The following is a 16,560-nucleotide window of genomic DNA, read 5'->3' as shown; positions in this document are numbered from 1 at the left end:
GAAAGACCGGCGACGGCCGCTGTTATGAGAGCAGCCGGTAGATGTCCGGGCGGATATCGTCGGCGAGCCGAAGCACGTCGGCCAATAGTGGCTTGTCGATCGCTGCTGCCGATGCGTCCATGGCGGCCTCGTCCCGCCACCGTTCCGCGAAGAGCATTTCGCACCGCGCCACATGACGCTCGATGTCGATCCCGTCGCAGCCCTCGATAGCCCGAACCGACCGCGCCAGTTTTCCAAGCGCGGCCTGAAGGGCGCTTTCGTCTTCAGCTCTGAACCCGAGCGTGTAGCGCTTCACGATCATCATCCGAGGCGCTCCACTATCTGACCCGCGAGGATATCGAGGTTGATGTCTTCGGATGTGCTCGCCCCGGCCTCCACGGCGACAGGGGGATGCGAAGAGTTGATCGTCACGCCGAGCGGCGTGGGCCAGCCGCGCAGCGCATGCGAGATCGTCCGCAGGGTGGCGAGAGTCGAACCCGCGGCCTGCCAGCCATAGGCGCAGGCGATGCAACCGACGGGCTTGCCGTCGAAATAGGGCCGGACCTCGGCGGCGAGATCCTCGGCATAGTCGAGCGCATTCTTGATGAGGCCCGAGATCGTGCCGTGATAACCGGGCGACGCAATGACGATTCCGGCACAGGACCGCATCCCGTCCACGAGGATCGAGGCGCGGCTGTCACGGTCCGACTGCCCGGGCTCGTAAAGCGGGACCATGAGGTCGGGGCCGGCCAGACACAGGGTTGCCACCCCGCGGGCTTCTATCCGGGCCAGCGCGGCGCGCAATATCCGTTCGGACGAGGAGCCTGGCCGCGTCGTTCCTCCGATGCCCAGGATGAACGGCGTCTGCATCAGCCGGCGGCCTCCGGCCGCTTGGCAAGCTCGGCAACCGCGGCGGCAATGCCCGCCGCGAGCGCTTCGGGAATCTCATGGCCCATGCCCTCGATGAGTCTCAGCTGGGCGCCGGGAATAAGCGCGGCCAATTCCTCGCCACCCTGGTGCGGGATCAGCGGATCCGCTGTTCCATGGATGACCAGAGTTGGCGCCCTGATGCCCTTCACCATCGCGCTGCGGTCGCCGTCGGCGAGGATCGCAGCGCGCTGGCGAACATAGCCGGACGGGAGATGGGCGCGCTCGATCTCGGCGGCGGCCCGGGCCCTGAGGCGCGCCGGGTCGGGCGGATAGGCCGGGCTGCAGATCACCAGTGCGTTGGCGATCGCCTGCTCGACGAGGTCTCCAGCGCCGGCTTCATCGCCGGCTTCATCGCCGCCCTTCTTGGCCATGAACGCCTGTGCTTCGGCAGACGGCGGGGGCAGCGCGGGGTTTCCGGTCGAGGTCATGACGAGTGTCAGCGTGTCCACGCGTTCGGGATGGCGGGCGGCAAGATGCTGAGCGATAAATCCGCCCATCGACACCCCGAGGATATGTGCGCGTTGAACGCCGAGATGGTCGAGCAGGAGAACCGCGTCATCGGCAAGGTCAGTGAGCCGATAGGCGAGATCGGGCGTTCCACCCGATCGCAGCAACCGGAACACGGCCTTGAGGTCTGGCGTAGGCCCGTCGGCATAGTTTCGCGACAGTCCCGTATCGCGGTTGTCGAAGCGGATCACCTGGAAGCCGTGGCCCACGAGAGTCTGACGGAATTCGGGTGACCAGCGGATCATTTGCGAGCCGAGGCCGCAGATCAGAACGAGCGGCAGGCCTTCTCCTTCGACAGCATATTCGATGGGTCCGTGCGGCGCGGAAATATTTGGCATGTCGTGATCCGTGGACTGAGAGGGGTGATCTGGACGATGGCGAAGGCAAAATTGCGCTAAGCCGGGACCCAGTGACTGAGGTGGGGCGGGACAGGCTCCGCGTTGCCGGTAAGTGCCGGATCGATCTCTGTCCGGCGGAAGACGCCGGCCGCATGGAGAGACCGTATCAGCTCGGCGTCGAGACCAACCGCTTCGAGAATCGCTTCGCCATCGCTTCCGAGCGACGACACGCGGGGTGACGGAGGATGGCCCGCGGATATAGCAGGTCCGGGTACAGGCACCTTGGTCCCGTCCGGATATTGAACGTGATGGACGGCGCCCGATCCCTTGGCGACCTCTTCCTCGAAGACGGCGCGCGCGGAGCGCATGATGCCGCAGGTGATACCCTTCGCCTGAAGGGCTGCCATCGCGTCATGCGCGGTCATGCTCGCCATGAAGCGTTCGCCGGCCTCGACCGCCGCATCGCGCAGGGCACCGTCGGCGTGAAGGTCGGGAACCTCGGTCATCCCGCGCGGAGCCCATTCGGGATGCCCCACCAGCTGCGAATAGCCGCGCCACATTCCGGGGGTAATCGCAGCCACGAAAAGCGTTCCGGTCCGCGTCGCGAAGCGATGGACGAAGCGTGTCCCGGCGCGAATTCGGGAGCGTGTCGGGTCGAGGTTCCACAAACCCATCATCGCGATCTGATGTCCGAGGTAGGTCGTCATCACGTCGAGCATATTCATCTCGATAAGTCGCCCGCGACCGGTGCGCTCGCGCTCGGCGAGCGCCGTCGCGGCAGCGAAGGCGGCGTGTGCGCCGACGCTGTGATCGGCGAACAGGATCTGGCTGAGAACGGGCGGCCCGTCCTCGTGTCCGGTCATCTCGGCAAGGCCGCTCATCGCTATGATCGTGCCGTCGAACGCCGCATAATCGCGCCAGGGGCCATCGACGTTATAGCCGGTGACATGCACCATCACTGCGCGCGGATTGATGGCTTGGAGATGCGCATATCCAAAACCGAGCCGCTCGGGGACGCCGGCAGTATAGTTGGTCACGACGATGTCCGCCCAGCGAAGCAGCGGATCGAGAGCCAGAGCTGCGCGCGCGTCGCTGAGGTCGAGCGCGATGCTCTGCTTGCCGCGATTGTGGCAGGCGTAAAACATCGAGTCGCCGATCTGTCCGGCGCGGGTGTTGAGGCGCGACGGGTCGCCGCCGAGCGGCTCTACCTTGATGACCTCGGCCCCCTGATCGCCGAGCATCTGGGCGGCGTGGGGTCCCGCAATATAGTGCCCGATCTCGAGCACATGGATGCCGTCGAGGGGGCCGGTCATGGGTGCACCGGGTTCGGGCGCGTTTCCCGCGGAAGCGCTTGTTCGTCGATCGCCGGGGTTCCGATCTGCGCCGCGGCATATTTCTCGCCGAGCCTGCGCAGATTCTCTTCATGGAGCTCTTTGCTGATGCGGTAGCGCGACACGAATATCATCGCGATCAGGATGAGACCGCCGTAAATCGGGATATAGAGAAGCGCGAGGGAGTCGAGTTGGCGCTCCGTCACCGAGCCGACGGGCGTCTTCATCGAGAAGCCGACTGCGGACAGGACCATACCGGCGACGAACACCCCTATACCCGAAACGAATTTGCGAAACAGGTTGTCGGCCGAGAAGAGCAACCCCTCGGAGCGGCGACCGGTCTTCAACTCGCTGTCCTCGACGATGTCCGAGATCATTGCAGGAACGAGGACTGCGCCAGCGATGAGGAGGATCTGCGTCACGACATTTTCCACCAGGAGAACCGGGAAGACGATCCAGTGATCGTTACTGGGAAGAATATCGACGACGCGAAGCGCGAGCGGCAACAGGGTGACGACCATCGCCGAGAACCAGACTAGGAGAGTTGCGCGCTTTTTGCCGAGCCATGCCGCGAGCGGCGGTGCGATCAGGACGCCGACGAGGCTTCCGGGCACCTGCGCGATCGTCAGGATAGCGATCTGATCCTGGTCGAAAGCCCAGAAGTAGAGATAGAAATAGACTTCCATCGCGGCACGTGCGCCGATCGCGGCCATGTAGATCATTCCCGCGATGGCCATGAAGACAAACGATGCGTTGTTCAGGGTCGCAAAGATTTCGCTGAACGTCGTGCGGAACGTCAGCTTGCGCTCCGGAGGCTGACGAAGATAGACGATGCGGTCGTGCGTCCCGGCGGCGGACGCGATGATGACGATGAAGATCATCGAGGCCGCGACCAGTGCATAGAGCGAATAGCCGCCGCGTTCCGTCACGCCTCCCGCGCTCTCTGCCATGAAGTAGCGATAGCCCGAGAGCACCATGAGCAGCCCGCCGCAGGTCTCGAAAGCCTTGCGCCAACTGATGAGCTTCGTGCGCTCGTTATAAGCCGGGGCCAGTTCGGGCCCGAGTGCCGCATTCGGGAGTTCGAAGAATGTGTCGAAGGTTCTCACGACGAGGAGGCAGGCGAGCATATAGACGAACAGCTGTCCGTGGCTGAATCCCAGGGGCGGGTTCCAAAGCAGGTAGAAGGCGACCGCCAGCGGCACAGCCGCTGCGTACATGAAGGGGTGGCGGCGTCCGATCCGCGAGCGAAAATTGTCGGAGACCTGTCCAATGATCGGATCGACGATCGAATCGTAGATTGTCGCGATCAATATCACGGTGGCAACCATCGCTGGGGGAAGGCCGACAGCCTGGTTGTAGAAGATGAGCAGGAACGCGGTGAAGCTGCGCGTCTTGATCCCGGTCGATGCGGAGCCGACGCCATAGAGCAGCCGATGGCGCAGTGTCAGGGGCGGCGCGATAGCCGCGGCCGGGTCTTGAGCGGCGTTCATGCGAATTTCTCTAAGGCATTGGCGAGGCGCGGCCCGTAATTCTCATGTTTCGGCATCGATTTCATCTCTTCATTCGCCCAAGAAAACAGGTTCGCGGCGCTCGGCGAACGCCGCTCGGCCCTCACGATAGTCGGCGCTGGCAAAGCAAGCTTCCACCGCCGCCGTCACGGCGTCGACATCGCGGTCCGCAGGTGCCTTGACCGCTTCGCCGACGGCGAGCTTGGCGGCCCGCACCGTGAGCGGCGCGTTCGCAGCGATCGTTGCTGCATAACCGGTCGCGGTCTCGACCAGGTCTGCCGTCGGTACGACCTGGCTGACAAGGCCGATCCGCAGCGCCTCCTTGGCGACCAGCTGGCGAGCGGAGAGGAGCATGTCCTTGGCGGCTCCAGGGCCGACGAGGCGAACCAGATCGATCACGCCGCCGAGGCCGTAGCCGAGACCGAGGCGAGCCGCCGGTATCCCGAATAGCGATATATCGGAAGCGATACGGACGTCGCATGCGAGTGCCACGACAAGGCCGCCGCCGATGCAATAGCCGTCGATCATGGCGATCATCGGCTTGGGAAAGTCGACCAGATCGCGGCGCGCCTGGCCGCTAACCTTGGTATAGGCTGCGTTTGCCTCGGGCGTGTCGCGCTTCGCGCCGAACTCGGAGAGGTCGGCGCCGGAAACGAACGCCTTGCCTCCCGCGCCCGTCACGATAACGGCGCGGATTCCCGGATCGGCTGAGAAGGCGGCAAGAACGGTGCTGATGCCCGCCCACATCTCCAGCGAGACGGCATTATGCTTGGCGGGACTGTTGAAGATCAGCCAGCCGACTCCTCCCTCGGCCCGGCCGAGCAGCTTCTCCGTGCCGCTGTGTATAAAATCGCCCTTGCCGATGATGGTGGCGGTCATGCTGGCTGTCCCCTGTGTCGTTCCACCATCTGGCGGACGGCGGCGTAATCGAGCTTACCGTTCGGAGCGCGCGCGAGATCGCTCACGACGACTAGCTCTCGCGGCGCCTTGAAAGGCGCGATGCGTTCGCGGACGAAGCGTGCGAGCACGTCGAGGCCCGGGTCGGGCGTCGCCCGGTGATATTCGACCACGGCGCAGATCCGTTCCCCGAAACGCGGATCGGGAAGTCCGATCACGGCGGCGTCGCGCACCGCGGGATGGCGCTTGAGCGTTTCTTCGACTTCCTCGGGGAAGATCTTTTCTCCGCCGCTGTTGATACTCTGGCTTCCGCGGCCGAGCAGGACCAAGGTGCCATCTGCCTCTACGCGCGCCCAGTCTCCGGGAACCGACCAGCGTCGACCCTCGATGGTTCGGAAGGTCCGCGCAGTCTTCTCGGGATCCTTGTAATATCCTAGCGGTATCGGGCCGCTCACCGCTGCGAGGCCCGGTTCGTTGCTCCCGGGCGTCACGCGGCGCCCGTCCTCGGTGAAGACCGCTCCGTTGGGACCAAGCGTGAAGCTGGCGGTTTCTACGGTACCGCTCACCGAGGAGTGCGACGTTGCCATCTGAAAGCCTTCGGACGACGCAAAGGTGTCGGTGAGCGTTGCTTGGGGAAGATGCTTGAGCAGGCCGAGCTTGTTTTCGGTACTCCACATCGTACCCGACGAATTGATGTTGCGGAGCTTCGACAGATCCCAGCGGCGGGGTTCCGCATCGAGAGCCTCGAGCAGCGGTCCGGCAAAGGCCATGCCGACGATCGCGACACGGTCCACCTTGAGGCGTTCGGCTTCGTCGAGCAGCTTGGCCGCATCGAAGGCGGCGGGCGGCAGCATCGCGGCAAATCCTCCCGAATTGAGCGAGGAGCATGCGCTCATCAGGCCGGTTCCATGCATGAAGGGGCAGGCCACAAGCGTCGATATCGTCCCGAAAGCATCCGCGCGCGCCGGCGCATCTTCGGGAGAGGCGAGAGGCGGCAGGCCAAGAACCGGAGATGCGCCAAAATTGCCGACGCTGAGCAGGTCCTCTTGCCGCCACATGACACCCTTGGGGTGGCCGGTCGTCCCACCGGTATAGAGCAGGATCTGATCGTCGCCCGTCCGTTCGCCGCCGCCGATCCCTCTCTCGACCGGCCCGCCCGCGATCGCCGCGAAATCCTCCGCCCAAGCGGGCAGGGGCATGTTTTCGCGCGTCACGGCGATCCACCGGCGCACGCGCGGCAGATCGCGGCGAATCTGGTCGACAAGGCCGCCAAATGCCATGTCGAAGACAATGGCTTCGGCATCGGCGTTGTCCGCCAGATAAGCGATTTCGTCGGGGCCATAGCGATAGTTGATATTGAAGGGCGCGACGGAAATCTTGAAGGCGGCGTTGACTGCCACAAGATACTCCGGGGCGTTCGGCATGTAGATGCCCAGCTTGGAACCGCGTTCGAGGCCCGCGCTACACAAGTAGCCAGCGAGCGCGCAGGCCGAACGGTCGAACCCGTCCCAGTCGATGATCCGATCGCCCTGCACAAGCGCGGGCCGGCTCGGCTGCGCGAGGGCGATTTGCTCCCAGATGTCGGCATATGTCCAGGGCGCCATCGCGCTTCCAACTCCCTTGATCGCCCGGTGTCGTCCGGATTCGAAAGCCGTAGCTAACCGTCGCACCACGCCAGAGCAAGACAAATCTGAACAATGTTCCATTTAATGGAACGATGATGTTCGGAGCTTGCATTTTGCGCCTTCCGATGGTCCGGGCGGCCGGGAGAAGATTGCCAGTCTTGGTTCCGCTATCGGCCGGATAAGCGAAGATCGGTCTGCTTCTCGGCAAAATGTCGCCGGCGGGCGCGGCACCAGAAACGGGAATTTCCCAAGGATTCTATCCCAGGAAGGGTCCCTCCTTCCGCCTCGGCGCGGCCGTCGCGGTGCGGAAATATTCGCACCGATCTGAAAATCGCTAATTGATTTCCATAATATGGAACACTATTCCAGTCGCGATTGGAATTCGCAGGCTGCGGCATCGCGCCGGCCAGAAGGGGAATTATAGTGAGCGCCACCGAGACATCGAGCCAGCACCATCCGGATGGCGCGCCCCTGCCGCTTGCAGGGCTCCTGGTGCTCGATCTGACGCTGGCGCGCGCGGGGCCGACATGCGTTCGCCATCTCGCCGACTGGGGCGCCGACGTCATTCGCGTGCAGCCGCCCGACACGGGGGACGAGGAAGTGATCGGGCGCCGCGACGGCTCCGACTACCAGAATATGCATCGCGGTAAGCGGGTCGTTACCCTCGACCTGAAGACGGCCACTGGCCATGCCGCCTTCATCGAGTTGGTGAAGCGCGCCGACGTGCTGGTCGAGAATATGCGCGCGCCCGTCAAGCATCGCCTCGGTATCGAGTGGGAGGCGCTCCGCGAGGTCAATCCGCGGCTCGTTTACGGCAGCATAAGCGGCTTCGGTCAGACCGGCCCCTACACGCAGCGAGCAGGCGTCGATCAGATCGCGCAAGGCATGAGCGGTTTGATGTCCATCACGGGCGCGCCGGGAGGCGGGCCGATGCGCGTCGGCATTGCGGTCGCCGATCTCACGTCGGGCAATCTGTTGGCCCTTGCGATCATGATGGCGCTTTACCAGCGCGACCGGACCGGCCTGGGCCGCTGGGTGCATACGTCGCTACTCGAAAGCCAGATTTTCATGCTGGATTTCCAGGCGGCACGCTATCTCCAGTCGGGTGTCGTGCCCGTGCAGGTGGGCAACGACCATCCGACCGCCGTGCCGACTGGCGTCTTCCCGACCAGTGATGGCTTTATCAATATCGGTGCTTCGTCTTCCAGGCAGTGGACCAACCTGTGCCGGATTGTCGAACCCGGCTGGCTCGATCGACCGGACTGGCAGAGCCAGGCGGACCGGAGTCGCGATCGCGCCGCGGTCCATGACGCGATCGCCGCGAAAACCGCGGAACATACGACCGAATATTGGGTCGGTGCCTTCGAGGAGGTCGGGATACCCTGTGGCCCCATTTACGGCATCGACGAGGTCTTCGACGATCCGCAGGTCCGTCATCTGGATATGACGCCGGAAATCGAGCACGAGCGCATCGGCCGCATGAAGCTGATCGGTTCGCCGCTCAACTTCGACGGCAGCCCGCGCCAAATTACCGAGGGAGCGAAGACGACCGGGGTCGACACTGTCGAGGTCCTTCGCTGGATCGGTTATGACGATGAACGCATCGAGGCGGTCACAGGCGCTCTCCCCGCCTGAACCGTTGGCGCGCCGTCGCGGCGGAATGCGCCGGCGGCGGGAGGCTCCCGGGAAGGGGGCGGGGGCCTCCGTGCCGCCCCCTAGAGTTGGCCCACCGTTTCGGCGATCCGGGCACATGTATAGAGTAACGCCTCGACGATCTGGGCGTGCTTCGCCTCGTCGACGCGTTCGGTCGGAGCCGTCACCGAGATGGCCGCTGCTGCGCGGCCATTTCGGCCCATGATGGGGGCGCCATAGCTGCAAATGCCCACCGTCCAGCTCCCGTTGGCGCTGGTATAGCCCTTGGCCCGTACCTCTTCGAGGTCCGCAAGAACCTCGTTGATGTCGACACCCTTCGCCCGCTCGCGGGTCGCGATCGATTGCCTGATGATTTCCTCGGCGTCGGGTTCGTGGGCCAGCATGGCTTTGCCGGGCGCCGTCATGATCGCAAGCGCCCGCGATCCGGGCTGTGTCGAAAATCGCAGGGGACGCGGCGCGAGAATCTTGTCGACGAACAGTACTTCGTCGCCGTCGAGGACGAGCAGGTTTATCGTTTCCTGCGTCAGCCGGTGCAACTCCTCCATGTAGGGAGCGGCCGCGCGCTTCGCGGGATGATCGGAAATGATGTTCTGGCCCCATTCCCAAAGCTTGAGCGTCGCGCTGTACCGGCCCGAATCCTCGTCCTGCCGGACAAAGCCAAGCTCGATAAATGTCCCGAGAAGGCGATGCACGCCGCTCTTCGGCATTTTGAGTTCGGACGCGATGGCAGACAGCCGAACAGGCCCGCGGTTGCGGACCAGCAGTTCGAGCACGCTCACGCCCTTTACGATCGTTGATTCCATTCGCTCCCCCTAGGCGGCCAACCGGGCCACGCCAACTGTTAGCGCATATTTGCTCGCCATATAGAGCATAAAATGCAGCAATGTTCTATATAGTGGAACAAGATTATAAAATTATATACTTTGTTCTTGCAATCTACGTTTTGATCGGTCAATTCGACTCCCGATACGCCCGCACAGGCGACGTGAGAGAAGGGATGAGAAATGAAGTTCGGGATTTTCTACGAGTTGCAGCTCCCGCGGCCATGGCACGAGAAGAGCGAGTATGACCTCTATCATAACGCGCTCGCGCAGCTCGAACTCGCCGACGGCCTAGGCTACGACTATGCATGGGAAGTCGAGCATCACTTCCTCGAGGAATATTCGCACAGCTCGGCGCCCGAAGTGTTTCTCGCGGCAGCGGCGCAGCGTACGAAGAATATCCGGCTTGGTCACGGCATCTTCCAAGTGACCACCAATCATCCCGCCAAGGTTGCAGCGAAGGTCTCCGCGCTCGACCTGATCTCGAACGGCCGCGTCGAATTCGGCATGGGCGAGAGCGCGAGCGTCACCGAGCTTGAGCCCTTTGGGGTTAATTTCGAAGACAAGCGCGAGATATTCGAAGACGCCGTGCGCTGCATCACCCCGATGTTCGGCGACGCCCCGGTGGAATATCATGGTCCTTTTCATGACTTCCCGCTGCGCAATGTCGTGCCGAAGCCGCTGCAAAAGCCGCATCCCCCGATGTGGACCGCCTGCTCGCAGCTCGAGACGATCCGTTATGCCGGCGAAAAGGGCTTGGGCGCGCTCGGCTTCCAGTTCGTCAGCGCAGATGCTGCCCATGCCTGGGTGCATGCTTACTACAACGCCTTCACGAAGCGGCGGGACCCGCTCGCCGACTATCAGCCAAACCCCAATATCGCGCTCGTCTCTATGTTCATGTGTGCCGAAACCGACGAGGAGGCACAGCGCAAAGCCGATGGCGCGACCTTCTTCCAGTTCTGCCTGCGCTATTACGGGCAGAGTCAGGACCGCCAGCGTCCGGCTGCCGGATCGGTCAACATGTGGGATCTCTACAACGAGTGGAAGCGCGCCAATCCCGATGCTGCAAGCGCCGCGCTGAGGGGCGGTCTGATCGGCTCGCCCGAAACCCTCCGTCGCAAGCTGCGCAAATTCGAGGAATCGCATATCGACCAAGTTATCCTGCTCAATCAGGCGGGGATGAACACCCACCAGGACATCTGCGACAGCCTCGAACTCTTCGCCCGCGAGGTCATGCCCGAGTTTCATGCGAACATCCCCGCCCATGAGGCTTGGAAAACCGCAGTTCTTGCGGGTCAAATCGAGCTGGAAGAGATCGAGACCGAGGCGTTCGCGCAGCGCTATGGCCCGAAGGCCCTCAATATCCAGCCCGTCAAAGCTTGAGATCGAACGCGTCATCGTAAAAAGCCGAGCCCGATAACGGGCCGGCTTTCGGGCTCAAAGGAGCCCAAGGGGAGAGCCAATATGCAATATCGAAAGACGAATGCTCGCTTGACGGCGTGTGCCAGCTTGGTTGCGCTTGTCTGCCTTCAGGTCACCGCCGCCAGCGCCCAGGAAACGACGGCGGTTGCCGCTCCGCAGGGGGAAGCAGCCGACGACAGCGCCGGCGCGGCAAGCAACTCCGGCAATGATATTATCGTCAGCGGCTCGCGGGCGATCGTCGACGGAACCAACGCGCCAACGCCGGTGACGGTCATGTCGAATGAGCAGCTCAAGACGGCGTCGCCAAGTTCGCTGATTGATGGCCTGAACCAGCTTCCGGTCTTCGCGTCGTCGATCCGGCCCAACAGCACCGGCTCGTCCGGATCGGGCCAAGGCGGCAATGGCGGCAACTATCTCAACCTGCGCGCGCTTCTGCCCACGCGGACGCTTGTCCTCCTCGATGGTCGTCGCACGGTGGCATCGAGCATCCAGACGAACGCGACCGACGTGACGCTCTTCCCGCAAATGCTGATCAGCCGTGTCGATGTCGTCACGGGCGGCGCGTCGGCGGCTTATGGTTCGGACGCGGTCGCGGGTGTCGTCAACTTCATCGTCGACACGAAATTCCGCGGCCTGCGCGCCGAGGCCCAGAGCGGCATTTCGACCTATGGCGACGGCTTCTCTTACCGGGTGGGCGTTGCAGGGGGCCACGCCTTTGCGGACGATCGCGGCCATATCATCGCGAGCTTCGAACATGCGGAAACCAAGGGGATCGACGATGCCAATGCGCGTTCCTGGGCGGCGACCGGTTACGGGATCATCCCCAGCACGATCGCACAGAGCGGCACGACGCAGATTTTCGCGCCCGACGTCCGCCTGAATGGCGCCACCTTCGGGGGGACGATTCAGAGCTGTCTGCCAGCGGGTGTGAGCTGTCCGATCGCCAACATGTTCTTCAATCAAGACGGATCGCTCAGCCCCTTCGTTACGGGCCGCTTCGCCAGTTCGTCGGTCGCCTCGGGCGGCAGCGGCGCTGCGGTGCGTACCAACATCACGACCGGCAATTGGACCAATACCGCCTATCTGCGTGCGCAATATGAGTTCAGCGATGCCGTAAGGCTGTTCGCCGAGGGAATTTATGCCGACGTGAACACCGAATATCGGGGGGCTCCGTCAAACGTCACCTCGGGGTCGACGGCGCTCACCATCTTTGCCGACAATGCATTCCTCCCCGATGCGGTGCGCGCGGTGATGGCCACGAACGGGATTACGTCATTCCGGATGGGACGCTCGAACAAGGAGATCGCGCCCAATCGCAATCGGACCAACACCAAAACCTGGCGCGGCGTCGCGGGAATCGAAGGAAGTCTCGGCGGGTCGTGGAACTACTCGCTCGCGCTCGAGCGCAGCCGGGCGCACTATCAACTCTTCGGCCGCAACAATCTGATCATCGAGAATTTCTACAATGGTGCCGACACGGTCATCGACCCGGCGACAAATCGCCCGGTGTGCAGGTCGACGCTTCTCGGCTTGCCGCAAGGGCAAGGCTGCGTCCCGATCAACCTCTTCGGCGAAGACTCGGCGAGCGCCGAGGCAATCGCCTATGCCGCCGGAACCGCCAAAGCGGACTTGTACCTCAACCAGACCAACGTGATGCTCGACTTTCGCGGCTCGCCTTTCGACACCTGGGCCGGTCCGGTGTCGCTCGCTTTCGGCGCGGAATATCGCAAGGAAACCGCGCTGCAGAAAGTCGACCCGATCTCGGGCAAGGTGAAGAGCAACGCCGGGATCCGGGGTTTTCCGACGTCCGCCAACGGTCAGCCGGGCGGCTTCGCACTCAGCAATCCGCAGCCGATCCAGGGCGAATTCTCGGTCAAGGAAGCCTATGGCGAAATCGTCGTACCGCTCGCGCGCGACATTCCCCTTCTCTACTCGCTCGATTTGAACGGCGCGGTTCGCTATGCCGACTACAGCAATGTCGGCGGCGTATGGACGTGGAAAATCGGCGCGACATGGGAGCCCATTTCGGCGCTGCGCTTGCGCGCCACCCGCTCGCGCGACATTCGCGCGGCAGGGATTGCCGAGCTCTTCACCGCGTCGCAGCAGACCGCGGGTCTTTCGGTGCGCGATACGACGCTGCCCGGCGCGCCCGCGGTGGCGCCGGTCACGCGGCAGACACGAGGCAATGCGGGTCTCCAGCCGGAGGTAGCCGATACGGTAACCGCCGGGATCGTTGTCACGCCCGGTTCGGGGGTGAACCTCTCGGTCGATTATTATTCGATCAAAATCGACGGAGCGATCACGCAGTCGACATTGCAGCAGGTCGTCGATGGTTGTGCTGCCGGCAATACCGAGTTGTGCGGACTTATAACGCGCAACGGCCCAGGCGGATCTATCAGTTCGATCATCACGCCCTTCCTCAACCTCGCCCAGGTCAAGACCAGCGGACTCGACATCGAGGCCGGCTACCGAACGGACCTGGGGGGAGGCCAGCTGACCCTCCGTGCGCTCGCCAACCATACGTTCGAGCTCGAAACGACAAATGACGGCATCAGCGTTGACCGGGCCGGGGATATGGGGCTCCGCGATGCGGTGGCCAAATGGACGCTTACCGGGTCGGCCAGCTATGCCTCCGAAGGTGGCACAACGGTTTTTGTGCAGGGGCGCTATCTGTCCGGCGGCAAATATGACAGCACGCTCGGCCCCACGGCGCTTCCGGTCGAGCAGAACCACGTGCCCGCTGTCTTTTACGCCGATGTCACGCTCAAGCAGCGCATCGGTGAGCCGGCAAGCGGCGTCGAGTTCTTCCTCACGGTGAACAATCTCTTCAACCGCAAGCCGCCGCTGGCACCGCAGGGCGCCGTGACGATCCCGCGTCAGACCAACCCCTATTTCTACGATATGGTCGGCCGCTATTTCACCGTCGGCGCGCGCGCGCGTTTCTGAAGATTCCGATCCTCTCCACCTCGCCCGGTCCGCAAATGCGGACCGGGATTTCTTGTGATGACTGATGCAAACCACCGCAAACCTGCTCGCAGCGCCCTTCGCAACGCTTTCCGATCTCATTCGCTGCCACGCCGCCGAACGGCCGGCGCAAATCGCGCTGATCGCCGGGGAGGGCGTACTGACATACCGAGAGCTCGACCTCCGCGTCGATGCCGCGGCCGCCGCCCTCCAGCGGGACGCTGTCTCGCCGGGCGACTGCGTCGCAATTCTCGGCGCTGCATCCTTGTCCTACATCATTCTGATGCTGGCGGCCTTGCGCGTTGGCGCTGCCGTGGTTCCGCTGGCGCCGTCCTCGGCTGCGGACGATCTGGCGTCGATGGTGGCCGATGCGGACCCGAGCCTGATTTTTCTCGATGCCGAATGCGAGGCGCGCTTTGCGCTAGGTCTGCCCAGCGCGCTCGGCCGTCTCTCGCTGGAGAGCGATCCGTTTCGCAGCTGGCAGGGTGAAGCGGCGAGGCCTTCGGTCGCCGAAGTGGCTCCCGACGCGCCGTTCAACATCATCTATTCTTCGGGAACGACCGGACAGCCCAAAGGCATCGTCCAGAGCCACGCGATGCGTTGGCAACACATCCGGCGCGGGCACGTCACCCGTTACGCGGCCGACGCCGTGACTCTCGTATCGACCCCGCTCTATTCGAACACCACGCTCGTCAGCCTGATCCCCGCGCTCGCCTATGGCGGGACCGTCGTCTTGATGGCGAAGTTCGATGCGTTGGAATTCCTGACGCTGTCGGAGAAGCATCGCGCCACCCATGCGATGCTTGTGCCCGTTCAGTATAAACGCCTGCTCGATCATCCCGACTTCGATCGTTTCGACCTGTCGGCCTATCGCATGAAAACCTGCACGTCGGCGCCGTTCGCACCGTCGCTGAAGGCCGATATTCTGCGCCGCTGGCCGGGGGGTCTCGTGGAGATTTACGGCATGACCGAGGGCGGCGGGACGATGACGCTGGCGGCGCATCTCTTTCCCGACAAGCTGCACACGGTGGGACGGCCGGCCGAGGGGCATCTCGTGCGATTGATCGACGAGCAAGGCAAGGAAGTTGCCAAGGGCGCGGTCGGAGAGGTCGTCGGCCACTCGCCGTCTATGATGACGAGTTACCTCAACCAGCCGGGTAAGACCCGTGAGGCGGAGTGGTTCGACGAGGATGGCCGTCGATATATCCGGACCGGCGATTTCGCCAGGTTCGATGAGGACGGATTCCTTATCCTGCTCGATCGCAAGAAGGACATGATCATTTCGGGCGGCTTCAATATCTATCCGTCCGATCTTGAAGCCGTGCTGCTCCAGCATCCCGACGTCGCGGACGCCGCAGTGGTGGGCGTCCCATCGGAGCAATGGGGAGAAACGCCGGTCGCGTTCGTCACCGCGAACGCAGATGCGCCGCTTGATGCAGATGCCGTCCGGAAATGGTTTGCCGGCCGAGTGGGGAAAACGCAGCGGCTGGCGGACCTGAGGGTGGTCGAAGAATTGCCGCGAAGCCCGATCGGCAAGATCCTCAAACGCGAACTGCGCAACAACTATCTGACTTCCGGTAATTGAGGAAACGTCATGCGATACCGGCAACTTGGATCGAGCGACCTTCGCGTATCGGAAATCTCGCTCGGCTCGTGGATGACCTTCGGCGTTGGCATCGAGCGCGCGACCGCAGCAGACGTGGTCGACCGGGCATTCGGCCTCGGTATCAATTTCATCGACACGGCAAATGTCTATGGTCGCGGCGCTGCCGAGAGCTTTCTTGGTGAAACGCTCGCCGGGCGCCCCCGCGACAGCTATATTCTCGCCACGAAACTCTTCGGGCCGATGAGCGACACCGACCGCGGTCTTGGCCGCGACCAGGTCGCCAAGCAACTCGACGCGTCGCTGGCTCGGCTCGGCACCGACTATATCGATCTCTATCAATGCCACCGCTTCGACCCGGACACGCCTATCGAAGAAACCATGGAGGCGCTCAGTGCGGCTGTCCGCGCCGGAAAGGTGCGATACCTTGGCTTCTCGGAATGGTCGCCGGCCAATATCCGCGAAGCCCTGGCAGTCTCTGGCGCCCAACCTTTCGTATCGAGCCAGCCCCAATATTCCCTGCTCTGGCGGCGCCCGGAAAAGGAAGTGATTCCGCTGTCAGCTGCGAACGGGATTTCGCAGATCGTCTGGTCTCCGCTGGCGCAAGGCGTTCTGACGGGCAAATATGTACCCGGGCACGCGGCTCCCGCCGACAGCCGGGCAGCCGATGACGTGATGGGCCGGATGATGGGCCCCAAGATGACCGAGCCAACGCTTCGGGCCGCTCAGAATCTCAAATTGCTTGCCGCCGAGGCAGGCGTGACATTAGCTCAATTTGCCCTCGCTTGGGTGCTGCGCGAACCCAATGTGGCATCTGCGATTGTCGGTGCGAGCCGGCCAGGGCAGCTCGAGGAAAATGCAGCGGCGAGCGGAATGGCGATCGACGGTGACTTGTTCCGGCGCGCGGAGCATATCGTGGCGGCGATCCCGCGAGAGTCGGTCAAGGTCCCGGTCGTTCCGGGATTCAACAAGGGGCGATGAC

Annotated in this window: 13 protein-coding genes; 5 read left to right on the top strand and 8 right to left on the bottom strand. The window is 63.3% G+C overall.

Translation table 11 applies throughout. The features are described from left to right. Positions 1 to 22: 22 nt before the first annotated feature. The 7 genes from HDC35_RS14300 to HDC35_RS14270 all read right to left on the bottom strand — a co-directional run bounded on the left by HDC35_RS14300 (position 23) and on the right by HDC35_RS14270 (position 7,094). Positions 23 to 304, bottom strand: a complete 282-nt coding sequence (locus HDC35_RS14300) for an antibiotic biosynthesis monooxygenase (protein WP_184647903.1) — start codon at positions 302 to 304, stop codon at positions 23 to 25. Beyond that, positions 301 to 849: an NADPH-dependent FMN reductase gene (locus HDC35_RS14295; RefSeq protein ID WP_221438262.1), complete on the bottom strand. Its 549-nt coding sequence runs from the start codon at positions 847 to 849 to the stop codon at positions 301 to 303. The genes HDC35_RS14300 and HDC35_RS14295 overlap by 4 nt, the downstream gene beginning before the upstream one ends. Then, the gene (locus tag HDC35_RS14290) at positions 849 to 1,754 is read right to left on the bottom strand and encodes an alpha/beta fold hydrolase (RefSeq protein WP_184647901.1); all 906 of its coding nucleotides are present in this window, start codon (positions 1,752 to 1,754) and stop codon (positions 849 to 851) included. The genes HDC35_RS14295 and HDC35_RS14290 overlap by 1 nt, the downstream gene beginning before the upstream one ends. A 56-nt stretch (positions 1,755 to 1,810) precedes the next feature. After that, on the bottom strand, positions 1,811 to 3,067 hold the full coding sequence (locus tag HDC35_RS14285) for a CaiB/BaiF CoA-transferase family protein (protein ID WP_184647899.1): 1,257 nt from the start codon (positions 3,065 to 3,067) through the stop codon (positions 1,811 to 1,813). Then, on the bottom strand, positions 3,064 to 4,575 hold the full coding sequence (locus HDC35_RS14280; RefSeq protein WP_184647897.1) for an MFS transporter: 1,512 nt from the start codon (positions 4,573 to 4,575) through the stop codon (positions 3,064 to 3,066). The genes HDC35_RS14285 and HDC35_RS14280 overlap by 4 nt, the downstream gene beginning before the upstream one ends. Positions 4,576 to 4,644: 69 nt before the next feature. Then, positions 4,645 to 5,472, bottom strand: coding sequence for an enoyl-CoA hydratase (locus HDC35_RS14275; protein ID WP_184647895.1), 828 nt, complete (start codon positions 5,470 to 5,472; stop codon positions 4,645 to 4,647). After that, positions 5,469 to 7,094, bottom strand: coding sequence for an AMP-binding protein (locus HDC35_RS14270; RefSeq protein ID WP_184647892.1), 1,626 nt, complete (start codon positions 7,092 to 7,094; stop codon positions 5,469 to 5,471). The genes HDC35_RS14275 and HDC35_RS14270 overlap by 4 nt, the downstream gene beginning before the upstream one ends. 444 nt (positions 7,095 to 7,538) lie before the next feature. On the opposite strand from HDC35_RS14270, the gene HDC35_RS14265 reads away from it, so the two are divergent. Next, positions 7,539 to 8,750 (top strand): CaiB/BaiF CoA-transferase family protein, encoded by a 1,212-nt coding sequence (locus HDC35_RS14265; protein WP_184647890.1) that lies wholly within the window; start codon positions 7,539 to 7,541, stop codon positions 8,748 to 8,750. 80 nt (positions 8,751 to 8,830) lie between these two features. On the opposite strand, the gene HDC35_RS14260 is transcribed toward HDC35_RS14265, so the two are convergent. After that, positions 8,831 to 9,571 (bottom strand): IclR family transcriptional regulator, encoded by a 741-nt coding sequence (locus tag HDC35_RS14260; RefSeq protein WP_184647888.1) that lies wholly within the window; start codon positions 9,569 to 9,571, stop codon positions 8,831 to 8,833. 201 nt (positions 9,572 to 9,772) lie between these two features. On the opposite strand from HDC35_RS14260, the gene HDC35_RS14255 reads away from it, so the two are divergent. From HDC35_RS14255 to HDC35_RS19710, 4 genes are all read left to right on the top strand, one after another. Next, entirely contained in the window at positions 9,773 to 10,972 is a 1,200-nt protein-coding gene (locus tag HDC35_RS14255; RefSeq protein WP_184647886.1) for an LLM class flavin-dependent oxidoreductase, read from the top strand. Positions 10,973 to 11,098: 126 nt separating this feature from the next. After that, positions 11,099 to 13,957 carry a TonB-dependent receptor domain-containing protein gene (locus HDC35_RS14250; protein WP_184647884.1) on the top strand — a complete coding sequence of 953 codons (2,859 nt, stop codon included), beginning with the start codon at positions 11,099 to 11,101 and terminating at the stop codon, positions 13,955 to 13,957. A 64-nt stretch (positions 13,958 to 14,021) separates the two neighbouring features. Continuing rightward, positions 14,022 to 15,560, top strand: a complete 1,539-nt coding sequence (locus HDC35_RS14245) for a class I adenylate-forming enzyme family protein (protein WP_184647882.1) — start codon at positions 14,022 to 14,024, stop codon at positions 15,558 to 15,560. A gap of 9 nt (positions 15,561 to 15,569) precedes the next feature. Next, a complete protein-coding gene (locus tag HDC35_RS19710; RefSeq protein ID WP_184647880.1) occupies positions 15,570 to 16,559 on the top strand; it encodes an aldo/keto reductase family protein in 990 nt (329 codons plus the stop codon). Position 16,560: the final 1 nt, after the last annotated feature.

Origin of the sequence: Sphingopyxis sp. JAI128 (genome assembly GCF_014207235.1) — a bacterium.
Lineage (GTDB): Bacteria > Pseudomonadota > Alphaproteobacteria > Sphingomonadales > Sphingomonadaceae > Sphingopyxis.
Note: the sequence above shows the minus strand (reverse complement) of the source record. Positions and strands in the feature narration are given on the sequence as shown.